The following is a 19308-nucleotide window of genomic DNA, read 5'->3' as shown; positions in this document are numbered from 1 at the left end:
TTCTTCGCATCGGGCGCCTGGGGAGGGAAGCGGCGCCCGCTCAGCGAGGAGATGTTACTTCGTCAGGCTGTGGAGCGGGCCGGAGCCGCGCTCGGCGCTCTGCCAGCCCTCGGGCAGCGGCGCGTCGTGGCACTCGTTGCAGGAGAGGGTCGACGTGCCGTCAACCGAGTGGCAGGAGGTGCAGTCGCCGGCCTCAAGGTGCGCCTTGTGAGGATTGAATCCCTCGATGCCGCCGAAGTCCTCGTTCGCCGCATTGATGGTGGTGCGGTCGTGGCAGCTCAGACACAGCTTGTTGGGGTACTCGTCCGCATCGTCGAGCTGTCCGGCGACATGAACGGCCTTGAGCGAGCCAACCGGGTACGATGCCGCATCGGCGCCGCCGTTGCCCGCATCGCCCGAAGGCTGCGAGGGCGCGCATCCCCCCAACGTCGCCGCCAACGCGACCGTCGCCAGCACCGTGCACACCGCCATCAACAGGTTCTTCCTCTTCACGTCAGGCACCTCGGCTTTCCTAGATGTTCGCATGGATGTAGTCAAGACCGAGGATATCCTTGACGGCCAACCAGGCGAAGCACTGGCCATGGCCGATGCCGGAGCCCATGACGTTGGGCGGGTACACGTTGCCGTAGAACGAGCCGGCCGTGTTGCCCGCAGCGTACAGGCCGGGGATGGGCCGCCCCTCCTTGTCGAGGACGCGGCAACGCTCGTCGTTCTTGAGACCGCCGCGCGTCGAGGTCATCGACGAGCAGTGCTTGGATGCGTAGAACGGCGGCGTGTCGATGGGGTTCATCCACAGCGGATCCTTGTAGAAGTCGAGATCCTCGCCGGCCTCGCACAGCTCGTTGTAGCGCGTGAACGTGGCAATGAAGATGTCCTTGTCGAAACCGCAGTGTTCGCACAGCTCCTCGATGGTATCAAACTTGAACGTGATGCCGTTCTCCACGTTCTTGTCCACCTCTTCCTGGGTGTTGGACGCCGTGTAATCCTCCACCATGTAGCCGCCCTCGGGGAACTTCTCCTTCCAGGCGCTGTCCCAGATGCTCCACGCGCAGCCGTCGGGCGTGCAGGTGAGCTTCGGGATGGAAGGCGACTGGAACGGCAGGTTCTCGGCCATGAGGCGACGGCCCGCGCCGTCCACCATGAGCACCGGCAGGTTGGCGACGCCGGCGTAGAAGTGCGTGCCCTCGAACGTGGTGGGCAGCGTGCCGTCCATCATGACGGCCGCGAACGGCCACAGGTCGCCGCAGGCGAACTCGTCCATGTCCGCGCCGATCCACATGCCCATCTTCTGGCCGTCGCCCGTGTCGTTGGTGTTGATGTTGTAGCGGACGATCTTGCTCAGCGACACGTTGTAGTGCGCCATCATCTCGCGGTCGGCGGCCATGTCGCCTGTGGTCAGCAGCACGCCCTTGGAGGCGTTGTACCTCACGTACTCGTCGGACTCGTTCTTGGCGATGACGCCCGTGCACCGCCCGCTATCGTCGCGTAGAAGTTGCACGGCGGGAGCGTTGTAGTGGAACGTGGCGCCCTTCTCAGTGGCGTAGGCCTCCATCACGCCCGTCCAGTCGACGGGGTCCCCCGTGGCGAAGAAGCCACCGTCCTCCTGCGCGAAGAAGATCATCTGGGCGAACGCCTGCCACAGCGGGCTCGCGCCCGGCATGTCCACGCCGTCGTTCGTGATCTTGTAATCGAGCGATGCGGCAGGGATGAGCTGATAGCCTTTCTCGTTGAAGATGCCCTCGAGCCAGTTGACGTAGGGGCCCGAGTTGTCGAACCACAGGCCGTAGGACGACATCCTGCCCTGCACGCCGTTGGTGATGGCCCAGGTCGACGTGATGAACTCTTTACGGTCGGTGGTCAGCCCCAGCTTGGTCTGCACGTCGGAGTTGAAGCCGGCGGTGCACAGGCGGAACAGGCCGTACGTGCTACCCTTCTCAACCACGTGCACGTTCGCGCCGTTCTCGGCCGCCAGCATGGCCGCGGGCAGGCCGCAGATGCCCGCGCCGCAGATGACGATGTCGCAGTCGACGGTTTCGATGATCTCGCTCTCCGGAATGGGATCCGGCGGCGTGAGGAACGCGGGCTGGTTGCTTGCCGCGGACGTCGTCGCAGCCGGTTCCGACGCCGGCTTCGCTTCCTCGGCAGGCGCCTTGGTCTCGGCCTCCGGCGAGCCGCTGCAGCCGGCAAGCCCAAGCGCTGCGCCCGCGCCCACCATCGCCGCTCCGGTCAGGAATCCTCGACGGGATATTCCCTGTTCGTGCAGGTTTTCATGGTCGTGCATGATGTCCCCTTTCCTCGCTGGTACTTCCTGGGGCCGCCAATCGCTCGCAGCGCTCGGCCCGATGACGATCCTATGCGCCCGACCCCGGGTTAAGGAATCGGTAATCTTGCGGGGCGAGGGGCATTTCGCTGACCGAGGGCGCTAACCCCCGCTAACCCCTGTACGGGTTAGCGCTTTATCCCTAGCTGAATCATCCGTGATGGGATACCGTCGTGAAGAAAGCTTCTGGAGGGGAGTGCGTATGGGGAACGAGCGACGTTCGAGCGTCATCGCGAAGCTGCGAAGCGCCTTGGTGAGCACGCGGGAGAAAATCGTAGCGGACGGGCTGTTCGTCGGCACGTCGTGCACCATCGCGCTCGTGTCGTACACGCACTATACCCCCGCACTCGCCCACACCTCGCCCGAAGCGTTGTCGTTCTCCGACGTGACATGCCTGTTCGGCGCGCTCACCTCGCTCGTGCTGCTCACCTTCTCGAGACGCGATCGACCCGCTTTCGCGCAACCGGCCGTCATCTGGATCTCAAGCGCCTGCGTGCTGGCCAGCATCCTCGCGCTCGCGCTCTTCCCCGCCCTGTCGTACCTCTCCCCCCTGCTGATCGCCTTGGTGGGCGGAGGCGTGTTCGGCATCTACCTCTCCGTCGTGGCCGTATGCTGGCTGTGGGTGTACGCGCACCACAGCGCGGCCACCGTCATCTGGAACGTCGTATTCTCCGCGTTGGTCGGATCGATCATGCTGTGGTTCATCGTAGGCATGGACACGCCGCGGGTGGCGTGCAGCCTCGTCGCACTGCTGGGCATCGGCGCCTACACGCTGACGAAACGCATGCGCCTTCTGCAAGGCTCCCGCCTCGATCAGTCCTCGCTGAGCACCGAAGGGCACACGCCCGCACACATCATCGTCGGCACGTTCCTGTTCAGCTACGCCTTCATGGTCTCGCTGTCCTTCGCCGGGCTCGAGCACTTCTCCCTCGCGTTCTCGGCCATCGTCATCCTCATCCCCTTCTTGCTGGTCAGCGTGCTCATGCTCTCCTTCAAACGGCTCACTGCCCTGTCGCTGCTCAACGTCGCCGTGCCCATCGTCGTGACCGCCACGCTGTCGGCATCGTTCCTGGATCTCAATCCCGTGGTCACGTTCGACCTCGCCCTCATCGGCATCCTGCTGTTCCTCGCGTACGCGGTGGTGCTCCTGTGCGCCATCACCGAGAAGACCGACGCGCACGCATACCGGGCATTCTCGACGCTCATGTTGAGCTACTTCGGCGGATGCATCGTCGGCAGGGCGGTCGCGGCATGGGCGATGTCCGAATCGGCACGCGTGCACGACGTCATCGTGCTGTCGTCGGTGCTCGCGGTGCTCATGGCCATGTTCCTCTGCATCCGCAACGGATTCATGCCCAAGCAGCTGATCGCCCTGTTCGACCCCGACCGGACGAACGAGAAGGATGGCTTGAGCGACGAGCAGGCGGCGCGCTTGACGCAGGTGTCCGCGCGATGCAACCTCGGCAATCGCGAGCACGAGGTGCTCGAACTGCTGTTGCGGCAGAAGACCGCCAGCGAGATCGCGACCGAGATGACCATCGCCAACGGCACGGCGAAGTCCCACATCCGCCACGTGTACAAGAAGCTCGGGGTGCACAGCCGCGAGGAACTGTTCGAGCTGTTCGAGCGATAAAAAGCAACGGCCCCGGATGTCCGGGGCCGTTGGCGTTACTTCTTGTCGGGGCGCTTCTTGCGCTTGCCCTTCGGGGGCTTCGGCGCGCTCTTCGCGGCGGTCGCGCCGTGCGGCTCCTCGACCGTCGGCTTCTCCGCCGCGGCCCCGACCGTCGGGGCAGCCGTCGGGGCGGCCGTGGCCTTGACGGCCTTCTTGCCCGCGAGCGCCGTCGCCATCGCGTTCGGGTTGCCGAACTCGAAGCGACCCACCTCGGGCCCGAACTTCTTCACGAGCTTCTGGTAGCGCGGCTCGCGCGTCTTCCACATCGCGTACAAGGGCGACGCCACCGCGATGGACGAGTACGAGCCGCACACGAGGCCGATGACCATGGCGAACGCGAAGTCCTTGAGCGTCTCGCCGCCGAACAGCAGCATGGCCAGCACGGGGATGAGCGAGGTGAGCGTCGTGTTGATGGTGCGCACGAGCACCTGGTTGATGGAGTGGTTCGCCATCGTCATGAACGTGCACTTGATGTCGTCGGACTGCATGTTGTCGTTGATGCGGTGGAACACGACCACCGTATCGTACAGCGAGTAGCCCAGAATGGTGAGCAGCGCGGCGATGGTGTTCGGGTTCACCTCGCGGCCCACGAGCGCGTACACGCCCATGACCAGCACGAGGTCGTGCAGCAGCGCCACGATGGCGGTGACGCCCATCTTGTATTCGAAGCGGATGGCGATGTAGATGATGATGAGCACGATGGACACGAGGAACGCGATGAGCGACGACTGGATGACGCTGGCGCCCCAGTCGGGCCCGATGGTGGTCACCTCGAAGCTGTCGGTGGACAGCCCCAGGCTGTCGGCCACCTGGTTCGCACGCTGCGTGGCCTCTTCGGCGCTCGTGGTGGTGGTGCGCACGAGGTAGCCCTCATCGCCGTCGGCGTTCGTCGTCTGCACGACGGCATCGGGCTCGCCGGCCTGGTCGAACGCGGTGCGCATCTGCTCGGTGGTCACGTCGCCCGTGCCGTGGAACGACACCGACGTGCCGCCCACGAACTCGATGCCGAAGTTCAGGCCCTTCACGCCCACGATGGCCAGCGACACGCACACGAGCACGGCGGCCACGCCGAGGAACACGCGGCGGTAGCCGAGGAAGTTGATGTCGTGCTTGATGAACTTGCCGCGCGGCTTGCGCGCCGCCTTCGCGGCCGCCTCGCCGGCAGCGCCCTCGCGGCGCTCGGCGGCCTCCTCGGACTCGGTCGGGTTGATGGTCTCGCCGGCCTCGGCCGCGGCCACGCTCGTGCCCTCGGCCGCGGCGAGCGCCGCGTAGTCCTTGGACGCGGCCAGGCTGTCCTTGATGCCCCAGAAGCCCGGGTGCCGCGCGATGACCTTCGGCGCCAGCACGCGGATGAGCGGCGCCTTGAACAGCAGCATCATGGCGATGTCGCACACGATGCCCAGCGCCAGCGTCAGGCCGAAGCCCTTGACCGAGGCGCTGGCCAGGAAGAACAGCGACAGCGCCGACACGAGCGTCACGAGGTCGGCGTCCACCGACGTGACGATGGCGTGCTTCACGCCCGTCACGGACGCGGCGCGCACGCTGCGTCCCATGCGGATCTCCTCGCGGAAGCGCTCCATCGTGAGGATGGACGAGTCGGCCGCCATGCCGATAGTCAGCACGATGCCGGCGATGCCGGCGAGCGACAGGCTGAACAGGCCGAACGACGACAGCGTGGCCAGGATGCCCAGGTACAGCACCGCGAACACGATCATGGCGGCGGCGGTGATGGCGCCGAGGCCGCGGTAGAAGAACAGCAGGTACAGCATGACCACCGCCAGCCCGATGAGGGCCACCAGCACGCCGGAAGCCAGCGCGTCCTGGCCGAGCGTCGGGCCGACGGTCTGGCTCTGGGCGTACTCGAAGCTCACGGGCAGCGAGCCGCTTTCCAGCACGGTCTGCAGCGCCTTGGCCTCGTCGAGCGAGTAATTGCCGGTGATTTGGATGTTGCCGTCGGGGATCTCGGACTGCGTTGCGGGCGCCGATTGCACCTCGTTGTCCAGGATGATGACGATCTTGCCCTTCGTGGGCGCGAGGTCCTTCGAGGCCTCGGCGAACGCCGCCGCGCCGGCCGAATCGAGCGAGATGTTCACGGCGTAGTCGGTGGAGGTGTCGCTCCGCTTGCCGATGTCGACCTTCGTGATGTTCGAGCCGGTGACGATGGGCGTGTACGTGCCGTCCTCCACCTTGAGGTGCTGCGTCTCGCCCGTCGGCAGCGTGGCCACGCCGAGATCGTCGGAGACGGTGCCCTCGCCGGAGGCCTGGCCGTTCTCGATCTTCGTCTTCACGTCCTCGTCGGTGAACGAGTCGAGGCGCGCGAATTCGAGCTTGCCGGTCTTGCCGATGGTGTTGAGCGCGTCCTCGGTGTTGGTGAGGCCGGGGATCTGCACGAGGATCTGGTCGGTGCCCTGCACCTGCACCACGGCCTCCGAGGCGCCCAGCGCGTTCACGCGGCTCTCGATGATGGCGCGGCTCTTCTCCATGTCGTCGTTCGACACGGCCTGGCCGTCGGTGCTCTTCGCCGTCAGCACCACCGACAGGCCGCCTTGGATGTCGAGGCCCTGGTTGATCTTCTCCTGCGGCGGCGTGAACATGAAGACGGACCCCAGCACCAGCAGGGTCGTGATGATGAGCAGCCAGATGTTGCGCCGATCGGTGGGCCGAGCGGGTTTCTTCTTCGTCTTCTGCGTTGCCGCCATGTGACGTTCTCCCTCGTTGAGCTTCTCGTGCGTGCGTCGTGCGCGAGCCCGCAGGCTCCCTGCACAGTAACTGTCCCATTGTGCCACAACCCAGGAGAATGCGGAAGGAAGGGTGCCGAAAAGATCAGGGCTAATCCCTACGGTTAGGTTACGGCCCCGGTCAGGGAAAGCGTCCGCCCGAGCGCCTTCCCTAGTAGTCCTTCGCCGCGGGACTGGCCATCCAGGCTTCGTAGAACTCCTCGTACGCCCCCGCCAGCACCGCTTCGCGGGCACGGCGCATGAGATCGATGAGGTAGTGCAGGTTGTGGACGGACAGCAGGATGCCGCCCAGCATCTCGTTCTGCTTCACGAGGTGGCGGATGTAGGCGCGGCTGTGGTTCCGGCACGTCGGGCAGGTGCACGCGGGGTCGAGCGGGCCGAAGTCGCGCGTAAACTTCGCGTTGCGCATGTTCATGCGACCCGTCGACGAGAACGCCGTGCCCATGCGCGCCGTGCGGGTGGGCAGCACGCAGTCGAACATGTCAACGCCCTCGCGCACCGCGCGCACGAGCGTCGTGGGGTTGCCCACGCCCATGAGGTAGCGCGGACGGTCCTCGGGGCAGGCGCGGGCGACGGGGCCCAGCGTCTCGAACATCACCTCGTGATCCTCGCCCACCGAGTAGCCGCCGATGCCGAAGCCGCCGAAGCGGCGCCCGCCGCGCGCCAGGCTCTCGTCCTCGATCTCGCGCAGGCGGCGGATGGATTCCAGCCGCAGGTCCAGCTCCATGCCGCCCTGGACGATGCCGAACAGCGTCTGGTCGGGGCGCTGATGCGCCGCCAGGCAGCGGCGCGCCCAGTTGGCCGACAGATCGACGGCTTTCGCCACGAAGGCCTTCTCGGCCGGGTAGGGCGTGCATTGGTCCAGCTGCATGGCGATGTCGGCGCCCAGCTGCTCCTGGATCTCCATGTTGCTCTCGGGCGTCCAGCGCACCTTGGTCCCGTCGTAGATGGAGCGGAACGTGAGGCCCTCGTCGTCCAGCTTGAGCGTGTCGGCCAGGCTGAACACCTGGAACCCGCCCGAGTCGGTGAGCATGGGGCCGTCGTAGTTCATGAAGCGGTGCACGCCGCCGGCCTCGGCCACTACGTCGGCACCGGGGCGCAGCGACAGGTGGTACGTGTTGGCCAGCACCACCTGGGCGTTGAGATCGTTCAGCTGGCCCACGGTGACGCCCTTCACCGAGGCGCTCGTGCCCACCGGCATGAACATGGGCGTTTGGAACGACCCGTGCGCCGTTTCGTAGGACAGCGCGCGGGCGTGGCCGCTCGTCGCTTGGAGCTCGCAGTCGAACAGCGCCATGCTAGGCCTCCTTTGCGCGGGACAGCGCGGCCGCGCGGGCCGCGGCGTCGACGACGTCCGCGTCGATTGCCTGCGCGGGGTCGGCGCACGGAGGCAGCTCCTCGGCCCAGGCCGCGAACTCCTCCATGGTGCCGTGTTTCACGGAGCCCAGGTCGAAGCCCTCGGTCGGATCGAGCAGGTGGTCGGTCACGAGGAACGCGTCGGCGCCGAGCCCCTGGATAGCCAGGTCCTCCACCGTGTTGTTGCCCACCATGAGCACGTCTTCGCCGGCGAGACCGCAGGCCGCCACGTTCTCGGCGTAGTAGGCCAGCTTCGGCTTCACCGACGTGGAGTTCTCGAACGACGTGATGCGCGCGAAGCGTGCGGCGTCGACGCCCGCCCACGATAGGCGCCATTCCACGGCGCGGCGCGGGAACATGGGCATGGTGGCCAGCACGAGCGGGTAGCCCTTCGCCGCCAGCGCCTCGATGGCGCGCGCGGCGGCCGGGTTGGAGACGACGCCGGCGCCGATCGCGCCGAAATCGTGCTCGTAGAAGCCGGCGAGCAGCTCGTTCCACGCCGCCGCGTCGCGATCGGCGTAGCTGAAGAACGCTTCCCAGAACGCGTCGAAGTTCGTGCGCTCGTCGTCGTGGGCGGCCATGGCGCCGATGCCCGCCTTGAGCCCGGCGGAGAACGACCCCGCGTCGAGCCCGCGGGTGGCGACGAACTTCGCGATGGCCTCGAAGTAAGCGCCCAGGAACTCGTCGAGCTCCATGGGCAGCAGCGTGCCGTCCAGGTCGAAGAAGATTGCGCGATAGGTGCGAGATGCCATGGCGTCGATCCTTTGATTCGATGAATACGCTTGCAAGCATGGTAGTATACGTCACGTTGCGAAGGAGCGTGGAAACCCGATGAAAATACTGCTTCATGCCTGCTGCGGACCGTGCTCGTTGGAACCGGTGCGCCTGCTGCGCGCCGCCGGGCACGACCTGACCATAGCCTATATGAACTCGAACATCGCGCCCGCCGACGAGTACGCGCGCCGCCTGTCCACGCTGCGCGCCTGGGCCGCCGGCGAGCAGCTGGACGTGCTGGAAGGTGCCTACGACCCCGCCGCCTGGGAAGCCTGCGCCGGACGCGTGGGCACCGCCGAGGGCGATCCCGCCCGCCGCAAGGCGCGCTGCCGGGCGTGCTACCGCCTGCGCTTCGAAGAGGCCTCCGCGCTGGCAGCCGAGCAGGGGTTCGACGCGCTGGGCACCACGCTGTCGGTGAGCCCCTACCAATATACCGACGTCATCCGCGAGGAGCTGGAACGCGCCGCCTCGGCCGCGGGCGTGCAGCCGCTGTTCGAAGACTACCGCCCCTTCTACGACGAGGCCACGCACCGCAGCCGCGAGATGGGCATGTACCGGCAGAACTACTGCGGCTGCCGCTTCTCGGACGTCGAAGCCGCCACCGAGCGCGCCGAACGCAAGGCGCAGCGAGCCGCCGCCCGCGAGGCGGAAGCGGCAGCCCACGCCGAGGAGCGCGCCGCCGCCGAAACCGCACGCGCCGCGAAGAAGGCCGAGCGCGCCGCTTACGACGCCAAGCAGGCCCGCAAGCGCGCCGTGCTGAAAGCCCTGCGCGACCAGGAACGCGACGAGGGGTAGGCGCACCCGGCATGCCGGCGGGATGCGGCGCAAGATGGAGTGGGACGGATAAGCGCCCATCGGCGGGCAACAAGGCCTATAATAGGCAGTTCGCACCGCCGACCTCACGACGCACGAAGGACGCACGCATGAAGACCTCTGATTTCGATTACGATCTGCCCCCCGAGCTCATCGCGCAGGAGCCCGCCGCCGAGCGGGACGGCTGCCGCCTGCTCGTGATGGATCGAGCCACCGGAGCCATCGAGGACCGCATCTTCCGCGACATCGCCGACTACCTGCGCCCGAACGACCTGCTCATCGCCAACGAGACGCGCGTCATGCCGGCGCGGCTCCTCGGTGCGAAGCGCGGCACAGGCGGCTCGGCCGAGGTGTTCTTGCTGCGCGAGGTGCGCGACCGCGAGCCGCGCACGAACCAGAGCGCGCTGTGGGAGGTGCTCGTGCGCCCCGGCAAGCGCCTCAAGCCGGGCACCGGCGCCGTGGTGGACTTCGTCGACGCACGAGGCGAGGTTGCCCTGTCCACCGAGATCGTCGACTGGGCCGAGAACGCGCAGAAGGGCGAGCGCCTCGCGCGCCTGACCACGCCGCTGCCCTCCCTCGACGAGGCGCTGCACGCCGTGGGCCACACGCCGCTGCCGCCCTACATCAAGAACTACGCGGGCGACGAGGAGCTGTACCAGACGGTGTACTCCCGCCGCGAGAGCTCGGCCGCCGCGCCCACCGCAGGCCTGCACTTCACCCCCGCGCTCATCGAGCGCCTGCGCGAGCAGGGCGTGCGCTGGGAGACCGTGGAGCTCGAAGTGGGCCTCGACACGTTCCGCATCGTGGACGAGGACGACCCCGAGCAGCACGTCATCCACACCGAATACTACACGGTGCCCGAGCGCACGGCAGACGCCATCGCCGAGACGCGCGAGCGCGGCGGGCGCGTGATCGCCGTGGGCACGACGAGCGTGCGCAGCCTCGAGAGCGCCTGGGACGCCGAGGCAGGCGCCGTCACGCCGCGCGATCGCGAGACGACCTCGCTCTACCTGCTGCCCGGCTCGCAGTTCCACGTGGTGGATGCCCTCATCACGAACTTCCACGTGCCGCGCTCCACACTCATGATGCTCGTGTCCGCGTTCTCCACGCGCGAGCACATCATGGCCGCCTACCGCCACGCCATCGAGGAGCGCTACCGCATGCTGTCCTTCGGCGACGCCATGTTCATCCGCTAACGCGGGCGCGGTTCTAGAAACCTTCTGCGACGCAAAAAAAAATGACCCCGCTTTTGCGGGGCCATTTCAGCATTCTATAAGTAAGTCTGCTTATGCCTTCGTCACATTGCTTGCCTGAAGCTTGCCGTTCTGGCCGGTCGTGACGTCGAACTGCACCGCAGAGCCTTCGTCGAGCGTCTTGAAGCCGTCCATCTTGATCTCAGAGAAATGCACGAAGAGGTCTTCGCCATCCTTCTGGGAGATGAAGCCATAGCCTTTTTCCGGGTTAAACCACTTAACAGTACCTTCCGCCATTTTAAATCCTCTTTCCTCTCCTCGTCCCCGAGGAGGTAACACTGTGTGCTGCACGGCCGCAACACTCGCCCTCACCTCGAGGGCACATGCTTACTATACGCTATGCGACAACAAAAAAGCTCGGGATTCTCTTTTTCGTCCTTATTTTACCAATCCGTTGCATGAGGGTTTGCCGGAGGACTCACTCCCCCTGCTCGCACTTCGCGAGCGTGCAGGCGTAGTCGCGTTGGTACGCGGCGATCTCGGCTTCGAGCGCTTGGCGCCTCTCGGGCTCCATGCGGGCGGACCGCGCATCGGCGACCGTGTCGAACGGGCTGGCGGCGAGGGCGTCTTGCAGCGCGCGGTCGGCGTTCTGCCGCGGCGCGATGCGGAACCCCCGGAGAGCCGCCGCATGCAGCACGGCCCTCCGGGCGTCGTCGCGCGCCGCCTCGTCGACGCCTTCCGCGCGGGCAAGGCGCTCCTCGGCCTGGCGAAGGCGATCGTCGGCGCTTTCCAGCAGCGACGCGCACGTCTCGCGCTCGTCCGCCAGCTGCGCAACGCGGTCCGCCCAACGCGCCCGCGCAAGCATCGCACCCTTCTCCTGCAGGGCTGGCAGCGCGTCGAGCAGATCCGCCAAATGCTCGTAGGCTTCGTCGCTCATCCGAGTGCTCCTTTGCGGTCCTAGGCCTTCACCTGGTCGTACACGCCCGCCAGCTGCTCGCCCAAGCACTTGCCTTCGACGAGGCACCGACCGTGGCTGTTGCCCTGCACGTTGATGGGGTAGTCGTAAGCGTAGATGTCGCCCGCGCAGTTGCCGATGGCGTACAGGCCCTCGATCGGCTCGTCGGCGTCGTTGAGCACCTCGAACTCGTCCGAGATGTGCACGCCGCCGCACACGCCCAAGAGGCCCGGCGCCACCATGCACGCCGTGAAGGGGCCCTCCTTGATGGGGTACAGGAAGTGGCTCTCCTTGTAGAAATCGGTGTCTTCACCGGCCTCGCAGCGCTTGTTGTACTGCTCGACGGTCGCGAGGAACTCGTCCTTGTCCACATCGAGCTGCTCCGCAAGCTCCTCGAGGGTGTCGGCGCGCTTGTAGTAGGCCGGCGTCTTTTCCAGGCCGGTCTCCACCGTCTGCGCATGGGAGTCCACCGCGGTCTGGTAGTCGGTGCCGTAGGCGCGGAAGCTGTCCCAGAACATACCGCCGCCGTACTGCAAGCTGTCCAGCAGGTCGGTCTGCCAGTTGGCATCGAAGACGGACCACGCGTGATCGGAGCCGCCGTTCACCATGACGCCCACGCATTTGCCCTGCACCCACGTCGCCTCGTTCATGAAGCGCTTGCCGGCGGGGTTCACGAACAGGAAGGGGCCGTGGAACGCGGCCGCCGCCTGCGGGTGCATCATGGTCGGCCACGGAGCGGCCTGGAAGGCACCGCCAGCCCAGGCGGCCATGTTGTGCCCGTCGCCCACGTTGCCCTGGTCGGAGCAAAGGCGCGTCATCACCTTGAACGCTATGGGGGCGAACTCCTCCAGATACTCGTCGTTGTAGCTCACATCGCCCGTGGCCAGCACCACGCCCTTGCTGGCGTTGTACTGCACGTACTCGCCGTCCTTGTTCTCGCAGACGGCGCCCGTCACCTTGCCGGAATCGTTCTGCACGAGCTGCACGGCGGGCATCTCGTAGACGAACTGGGCGCCGTTCTTCAGCGCCTCGGATTCGAACAGGTACTCGACGAAATCGGCCATCGTGTGCTGCTCGAAGATATCGCCGCCCATGATCATATGGTAGCAGTCGATCTCGGGATGCACCGTGCTGCGCGATCCCACCGTGACCATGCACGTGGCGCCGTTGCTCTCGGCCAAGTCGAGGAACCAGTTCATGCAGCGCTCGGACTCGCGGAACCACTTCGCCACGAGCGATTCGCGGCACCGGTTGCCGCACGTGGAAACCCAGCGTTCCATCTCGATGGACTTGTCGAAGCTGATGTCGAGCTTGTCGAGCTCGCGCGAGCCGATGGCGCCCGTGCCGCCCACCCCATGGCCGTTCAGCATGGCGTCCTTCTCGACGAGGATCACCTTCGCGCCGTTCTCCGCCGCGCTGAGCGCGCAGCACGTGCCGGAATAGCCGCCGCCGATGACGAGCACGTCGGTATCCACCGTCTCCTTGATCTTGTCGGCCGCGATGGGGTCGGGCTTGACCTCCCAGGTATGCTTGGCTCCTTCGGTCGCCGCGCCCGAGGCGGCCGCGTCGTCGGATGCGCCCGGCGCCTGCGGGCTGCACCCCATGACGCCCAGCGCCGCCACGCCCGCCGCGCTCAACGCCGCTCCCTTGAGCAGGCTTCGCCTCGAGATTCCCGTTGACATGCTCATGCCGATCCCTCCTGATTCGTATGACTACCCTCCTGCGGACCTTCTATCCGCAGCTCGAGGCGAAGCATAGCCGTCAGGTGCGCGCGCCCGCATCCCATAGTTCGGGTTGTTCGGCCCCGTCGCAGGTGGTTCGGGGGAAATCCCCAACTTTAGGGGGAGTCGCCAGGACCCGCTATTCGAACAGGTCGATGAGTTCCTGGCGCGAGTGGATGCCGGCCTTGCGATAGATGCTCTTCATATGGTCGCGCACGGTGTTCTCGGAAATGTAGAGCTTGCGCGCGATGGCCGGCACGTTGTTGCCGCGCAACACGAGCGCCACCACCTCGCGCTCGCGCTTGCTGAACGGCTCGACCAAGCCGAGCGCGTCGACGCGCGCATCCCATCGCGCGGCATCGTCGGGCTCGCCAGCTGCCGCCGCGGGGGCGGGAGCGTTCGGCACGGGGGCGACCGAAACCGCGTCCACGACGGCGAGCGGCTGGCTGCCGCCCACCACGGCCACGTCGATGGGCGCCGCACCCTGCGCGCTCGCGGCTCCGGAGGCGCGCCCGCGTCGGCGGAACGACACGAGAAACAGCACCATCGACAGCGCGTACACGCACAGGAACAGCACGTTCACGGCCAAGGCGAAATCGTAGGCGATGATGGGGTTGAGCTGCCGGCCCAGCAGGTCGCCGGCGAACATGGCCGCCAGCGTGGGGCCCACGCACAGCGCGTACACCTGCACCGCCGGCGCGTTGCGCTCGCTCGAATACACCGCGCACGTGACGATGAGCAGCAGGTTCAGTATCTCGAAGCCGAACAGCAGCATGCCCACCACGAGCGGGGCGAACTGCACGCCCAGCAACGACGGCAGCATGAACACGCCGGCAACAAGGGGAAACAACACCTGGTAGACGCGCAGCACTTCGAAACCGCGCTCCGAGAACAGCTCGATGAGCAGCACCACGGCCGCGGCCAGCGCCAGCCCGCCGATGCCCGCCGCCGACGACGCGTCGGCCGACACCATGAACAGCCCCGCCACGAGCTGCCACACGAACCCGATGGCGCAGGTGCAGAACACCGGCTTCCACAGATCCCGCACGGTGGCCGCTGCAAGCGCCTTCGTCATGCGCGGCGACGGATCGGGGGCGATGATCTCGCGCAGGCTCAACTTCAGCGACGCGGCTGCGGCGACGGGCAGCACCGCGATCGTGCACACCGCCTGCGCGACCTCGGGCAGCGCATGCAGCGCAACGCTCAGCGCCACCGACAGAACCGCCGACAGGGGGATGTAGATCGCCGTGCGCGACGCGCCTTCGGACGCGAAGAACTGCTGCCACGACACGTAGAAGAAACCGGCCGCCAACCCGAGCAGCACGCCGGCGAGCGCCGCACCGCCCACCGTGGGCTGCCCGGCGAAGAAAACGATGCGAAACGCGAGGGCGCCCAACGCCAGAATCGCGCCGGCGGGAAGCGCGTAGCGCGGCGAGAAGACGGGTGCCCGCCGCTCGACGAGCACCGCCGCGAGCACCGCGACGATGACGCACGCCTGCTGGCACGTGCTGTACAGGTCGTACGTTTCCGACGACCCGGCGTACGGCGCCGCCAGGCCGCCGAACATGATGGCCCACACGAAGGCGAAGCCGACGTGGTACCACCGCAGCGACCGCAGCAGCGTTTGAGCTTTCACTATGGACAACGAAGCATCCTCCCCTGGTAAACTTCCGTCCAACGATACCGCATCATGCCGCGCTCGTACACCGAGCAGCGCGACGCCGAGCGGAGAACCTACCGGTCGGCGTCGAGGGGCGTTTCTATCACGGCCGACGGGATGATGGGCTCGGTGCCGTACCCCAGCACGTCCATGGTGGAATCGGCCTCCTGCGCCAGCTCGGCGTCGGCCTCGTCCAGCAGCAACGCCAGCTCCTCGGGCGTGTCGGGCAGGTCGAGGTCGTAGGCGTCGGCCAAGGCGCGCGCCTGCTCGGCGCGCAGGGCGGACAGCTCGTGCTCGCCGGCCTCGCTCAGGTAGCCCGAAGCCAGCAGCAGGCTGCGCGCGATGTACTCGGACACGCGCGGGTCGACGCCCGACACCTGCATGACGCTCGCGATGGACTCCGGCGACAGCGACAGCAGCGTGGCGCCGTCGATGTCGGTGGCGTCGCCCACGGCGCGCTCCAGCATGTTGGCGGCGTCGCGCGGGTCGCGATCCTCCACCGCCCGCGACCAGCTGCGGCGGATGGCTTCCGCGAACTGCAGCAGGATGCGCATGAGGTAATCCTGTTCGAGCATGCGAGCTCCTTTCAAAGGCCCGGGCGAACCCGGGCACGCGAGGTTACGAGGATGACGGAACCTTGATTCCCAGGTGGTCGTAGGCCCGCTCGGTGCAGATGCGGCCCTTCGGCGTACGCACGAGCAGGCCCTGCTGCATGAGGTAGGGCTCGTACACGTCCTCGAGCGTGTCGGTGTCCTCCGACAGCGCCGATGCGAGCGTGGTCAGGCCCACGGGCCGGCCGCCGAACTGCACGGCCAGCAGCTCGAGGATGCGGTTGTCCACCGCGTCCAAGCCGAGCGCGTCCACCTCAAAGAAGCTGAGCGCCTGCGCGGCCACGTCCTCGTCGATGACGCCGTCGCCGCGCACTTGCGCCCAGTCGCGCACGCGCTTGAGCAGCCGGTTCGCCAAGCGCGGCGTGCCGCGGCTGCGGCGCGCGATCTCGAGCGCGCCGTCCTCCTCGATAGCGACGTCCAGAATGGACGCCGAGCGGCGCACGATGGAGGCCAGCTCCTCGGGCGAGTAGTACTGCAAGCGGAACGCGATGCCGAAGCGGTCGCGCAAAGGGCCCGTCAGCAGGCCGGTGCGCGTCGTGGCGCCGACGAGCGTGAAGCGCGGCAGGTCAAGGCGGATGGAACGCGCCGCCGGCCCCTTCCCCACCACGATGTCGAGGGCGAAGTCCTCGAGCGCGGGGTAGAGCACCTCCTCCACCATGCGGTTCAAGCGGTGGATCTCGTCGATGAACAGCACGTCGCCCTCTTCGAGGTTCGTGAGGATGGCCGCGAGGTCGCCCGTGCGCTCGATGGCGGGGCCGCTCGTCGTCTTGAGGTTCGCGTCCAGCTCGTTGGCCACGACGGCCGCGAGCGTGGTCTTGCCGAGGCCCGGGGGGCCCGAGAACAGGATGTGGTCCACCACGTCGCCGCGCGCCTGCGCCGCCTCGATGAGGATGGCGAGCGATTCCTTGATCTTCGTCTGGCCCAGGTAGTCGCCCAGGCGCTTGGGGCGCAGGCTGCGGTCGAGCGCGAGGTCGTCCTCGGTGAGCGTGGGCGTCACCGCGCGCGAGCGCGCGTCGGCCGGCGGCGCGTCGCCGCGCCCCGCCCCCGCGTCCGCCTCGAACACGAGCCCTTCTATTTCAATGCCGTTGTCAGCCATAGCCGCCTATCCGTCCCGACGGCGCGCGCGGCGCCGCCCGGCTTCGCCTAGTTCGTTCCCAGTCGCTTCAGCGCATATTGTAGCAGCACGCTTTCGGCCGCGCCCTCGGGAGCGCCCTTGAGCGCGACGTCGGCCTCCTCGGACGTGAAGCCCATCGACAGCAGCGCCTCCCGCGTGCCCGCGAGGTTCGCCGCCGACGCGACCACGGGCGCCGCCTCATCGAACAGGCCCGCAAGGCCCTCGTCGAACGAGCCCTTCAGCTCGAGGATGATGCGCGACGCCGTCTTCTTGCCCACGCCGGGGATGCGCTGCACCGCGGCCACGTCCTGCGCCTGCACGGCGGCCACGAGGCCCGCGGGCGAGAACGCCGACAGCGCGGCGAGCGCCACCTTCGGCCCCACACCGCCCACGCCGATAAGCCGCTCGAACAGCGCTTTCTCTTCCAGCGTGAGGAAGCCGAACAGCGCGAGGCCGTCGTCGCGCACCTGGAGGAACGTGTGCACCTCCACGGCGGCGCCCGCCTCGGGCAGCTTCGACAGGCCGGCCTGGGACATGCCCACGGCGTAGCCGATGCCGTTCACCTCGATGTAGGCGGTCGTGGCGGTCTTCGCGGCCAGCACCCCTTTGAGAAACGCGATCATAGCCTGTCCTTTCCAGCGGAAGCATCGCACGCGGGAACGCCGCGATCGGGAACGTCGTAGGCCGCGCACGCCGCGCCCGTGCGGCGCGCGAAGCCCTCGTGGGTGGTATAGCAGATGGCGGCCGCCAGCGCGTCGGCGGCGTGGTCGGGGCGCGGGATGTCCTCGAGCGCAAGCAGCTGGCGCACCATGTACTGCACCTGGTCCTTCTCGGCCGAGCCCGTGCCCACCACCGCCAGCTTGATCTGGCTGGGCGAAAACTCCAGCACCTCGAGGTCGCGCTCGGCGCACGCCACGAGCGCGGCGCCGCGCGCCTGCCCCGTGGCGAACGCGCTCTGCACGTTCACGCCGAACCACACCGTCTCGATGCCCACGCACGCCGGCTCGAACCGCGCGATCACCGCGGCCATCTGCTCGTGTATCTTCCGCAGGCGCTGGGCCAGCGGCAGATCCTTCGCCGTGGACACGCAGCCGTACGCCGTGCACGCGAGGCGCGGCCCGCGCTGCTCCACGATGCCCCAGCCCGTGTTGGCCAGACCGGGGTCGATCCCTAGGATGGTTCGTTCGGTGCGTGCCATCGATTCCTTCTCGTCGTCGCGCTCGCCGCGTCCGCGGCGGGCGCGTTTCGGTTGCAAACGTTTGTTCGTTGACATCCTAGCACAAAGCCCGGGAGTCAACCCTTGGAAGGCGCGCTTTTTCACAGCCTCGTCAGAGGCCGTTACCCGCCCGTTCGCGCGGAACGCGCGTCGACGCGATGGTCGAGGGAGTCGGTCAGCTCGCGCTCGAGGAACTCGGCCAGATCGGCGCGGCCCTTGATGCCGAGCTTCGCGTAGATGTTGTGCGCGTGCGTCTTCACCGTGCCCACCGAGATGAACGCCTGCGAGCTGATCTGCTGGTTGCTCATACCGTCGGCGAGCATTTCCAGCATCTCCTCCTCGCGCTTGGTGAGGTCGTAGCGCTTCGCGACGAAGGGCACCGCCGTCGGGGCCGACGCCTCGCGGCGCTTGCGGACGTACGCCTGCAGGTAGAGGCAGGCGAACACGAGGTTGACGCCGCCCGACAGCTCCACGAACACGTTGCGCGGGCTTCCCCACCCCGCCGCGAACGACCCGATCGACCAGGCAAGATAGCCCACCGAGCAGAACGCGAACGACGCGACCAGCGCCGCGACCGCCCGCGCGCCGAGCACCCCGTTCGCGCCGCGGCCGTCGCGCAGCCCCTTCACGCCGATGCCCATGATGTAGAGCTGCAGCACGCCGATGCACAGGTTCTCGGCGAACTCCTCCACCGTCGCCTCCGCTAGCGAGCCCGCCACCGCCAGGTACGTGCAGCACAGGATCCACAGCGCCCCTTCGCGCAGCGCCGGCGGCCGGTCGAAGATGAACCCCGCGATGAACCGGAACGTCAGCAGGATGCCGAGATGGAGGTACCCGTAGACGAACGGAGACGCCCCGGGAGCGGCGCTGAACACCGACTGGAACTCGGGCACGAAGTCGAACAGGTACATGAGCATGATGTCGGCCGTGCTCAAGCCGAACAGGACGGCGAGCCACAGATGAAGGGCGTTCTTGCGCCGCACGAACAGAACGGCGAACGCGACGCAGAGAGCCGTGTTCGCCATCGTCATCGCCATATCGTAGAAAAACAGTAGGTAGACCACTACACCGCCTTTCCCCTCCGCCGCCGATTATACCATGCGCCGTTGGGCCGCCGGTGTGCGCTCCCCTCAGCGGCATCGGTAAGACGCGGCGCTCACCTGCG

At 67.3% G+C, this 19308-nt stretch carries 17 protein-coding genes; 3 read left to right on the top strand and 14 right to left on the bottom strand.

The genetic code is table 11. From position 1 onward, the window contains the following. Positions 1 to 54 precede the first annotated feature (54 nt). The gene (locus tag ELEN_RS04920) at positions 55 to 492 is read right to left on the bottom strand and encodes a cytochrome c3 family protein (protein WP_227100913.1); all 438 of its coding nucleotides are present in this window, start codon (positions 490 to 492) and stop codon (positions 55 to 57) included. A 19-nt stretch (positions 493 to 511) separates the two neighbouring features. Further along, on the bottom strand, positions 512 to 2281 hold the full coding sequence (locus tag ELEN_RS04915) for an FAD-dependent oxidoreductase (protein ID WP_009304876.1): 1770 nt from the start codon (positions 2279 to 2281) through the stop codon (positions 512 to 514). A 241-nt stretch (positions 2282 to 2522) separates the two neighbouring features. On the opposite strand from ELEN_RS04915, the gene ELEN_RS04910 reads away from it, so the two are divergent. Beyond that, the gene (locus ELEN_RS04910; protein WP_009304877.1) at positions 2523 to 3953 is read left to right on the top strand and encodes a LuxR family transcriptional regulator; all 1431 of its coding nucleotides are present in this window, start codon (positions 2523 to 2525) and stop codon (positions 3951 to 3953) included. 35 nt (positions 3954 to 3988) lie between these two features. Here the strand turns inward: ELEN_RS04910 and ELEN_RS04905 are convergent, their stop codons facing one another. From ELEN_RS04905 to ELEN_RS04895, 3 genes are all read right to left on the bottom strand, one after another. Beyond that, positions 3989 to 6691: a protein translocase subunit SecDF gene (locus tag ELEN_RS04905; RefSeq protein ID WP_015760327.1), complete on the bottom strand. Its 2703-nt coding sequence runs from the start codon at positions 6689 to 6691 to the stop codon at positions 3989 to 3991. Between the two features lie 190 nt (positions 6692 to 6881). After that, positions 6882 to 8027, bottom strand: coding sequence for a tRNA guanosine(34) transglycosylase Tgt (gene tgt, locus ELEN_RS04900; RefSeq protein WP_015760326.1), 1146 nt, complete (start codon positions 8025 to 8027; stop codon positions 6882 to 6884). Position 8028: 1 nt separating this feature from the next. Next, entirely contained in the window at positions 8029 to 8838 is an 810-nt protein-coding gene (locus tag ELEN_RS04895) for an HAD family hydrolase (protein WP_015760325.1), read from the bottom strand. Positions 8839 to 8917: 79 nt separating this feature from the next. On the opposite strand from ELEN_RS04895, the gene ELEN_RS04890 reads away from it, so the two are divergent. Both ELEN_RS04890 and queA read left to right on the top strand, forming a co-directional pair. Further along, positions 8918 to 9655, top strand: coding sequence for an epoxyqueuosine reductase QueH (locus ELEN_RS04890; RefSeq protein ID WP_015760324.1), 738 nt, complete (start codon positions 8918 to 8920; stop codon positions 9653 to 9655). Between the two features lie 128 nt (positions 9656 to 9783). Next, positions 9784 to 10869, top strand: coding sequence for a tRNA preQ1(34) S-adenosylmethionine ribosyltransferase-isomerase QueA (queA, locus tag ELEN_RS04885; protein ID WP_015760323.1), 1086 nt, complete (start codon positions 9784 to 9786; stop codon positions 10867 to 10869). 90 nt (positions 10870 to 10959) lie between these two features. Here queA and ELEN_RS04880 read toward each other — a convergent pair whose 3' ends face one another. From ELEN_RS04880 to ELEN_RS04840, 9 genes are all read right to left on the bottom strand, one after another. Next, entirely contained in the window at positions 10960 to 11163 is a 204-nt protein-coding gene (locus ELEN_RS04880) for a cold-shock protein (protein WP_015760322.1), read from the bottom strand. Between the two features lie 181 nt (positions 11164 to 11344). After that, entirely contained in the window at positions 11345 to 11803 is a 459-nt protein-coding gene (locus tag ELEN_RS04875; protein ID WP_015760321.1) for a hypothetical protein, read from the bottom strand. A gap of 20 nt (positions 11804 to 11823) precedes the next feature. Then, the gene (locus ELEN_RS04870; RefSeq protein ID WP_015760320.1) at positions 11824 to 13509 is read right to left on the bottom strand and encodes an FAD-dependent oxidoreductase; all 1686 of its coding nucleotides are present in this window, start codon (positions 13507 to 13509) and stop codon (positions 11824 to 11826) included. A gap of 172 nt (positions 13510 to 13681) precedes the next feature. Next, complete coding sequence (locus tag ELEN_RS04865) at positions 13682 to 15178, bottom strand: helix-turn-helix transcriptional regulator (protein WP_233946793.1); 1497 nt, start codon at positions 15176 to 15178, stop codon at positions 13682 to 13684. Between the two features lie 98 nt (positions 15179 to 15276). Continuing rightward, entirely contained in the window at positions 15277 to 15777 is a 501-nt protein-coding gene (locus ELEN_RS04860; protein WP_015760318.1) for a hypothetical protein, read from the bottom strand. Between the two features lie 43 nt (positions 15778 to 15820). Then, complete coding sequence (gene ruvB, locus ELEN_RS04855; protein ID WP_041691623.1) at positions 15821 to 16909, bottom strand: Holliday junction branch migration DNA helicase RuvB; 1089 nt, start codon at positions 16907 to 16909, stop codon at positions 15821 to 15823. A 47-nt stretch (positions 16910 to 16956) separates the two neighbouring features. Next, positions 16957 to 17550, bottom strand: coding sequence for a Holliday junction branch migration protein RuvA (gene ruvA / locus ELEN_RS04850; protein WP_015760316.1), 594 nt, complete (start codon positions 17548 to 17550; stop codon positions 16957 to 16959). Beyond that, positions 17547 to 18125, bottom strand: coding sequence for a crossover junction endodeoxyribonuclease RuvC (gene ruvC, locus ELEN_RS04845; RefSeq protein WP_015760315.1), 579 nt, complete (start codon positions 18123 to 18125; stop codon positions 17547 to 17549). Before ruvC ends, ruvA begins: the two co-directional genes overlap by 4 nt. Positions 18126 to 18265: 140 nt before the next feature. Then, positions 18266 to 19207 (bottom strand): helix-turn-helix transcriptional regulator, encoded by a 942-nt coding sequence (locus ELEN_RS04840; protein WP_015760314.1) that lies wholly within the window; start codon positions 19205 to 19207, stop codon positions 18266 to 18268. Between the last annotated feature and the right edge of the window lie 101 nt (positions 19208 to 19308).

It is taken from the genome of Eggerthella lenta DSM 2243 (genome assembly GCF_000024265.1).
Classification (GTDB): domain Bacteria; phylum Actinomycetota; class Coriobacteriia; order Coriobacteriales; family Eggerthellaceae; genus Eggerthella; species Eggerthella lenta.
This window is presented reverse-complemented; position numbering and strand designations above follow the sequence as displayed.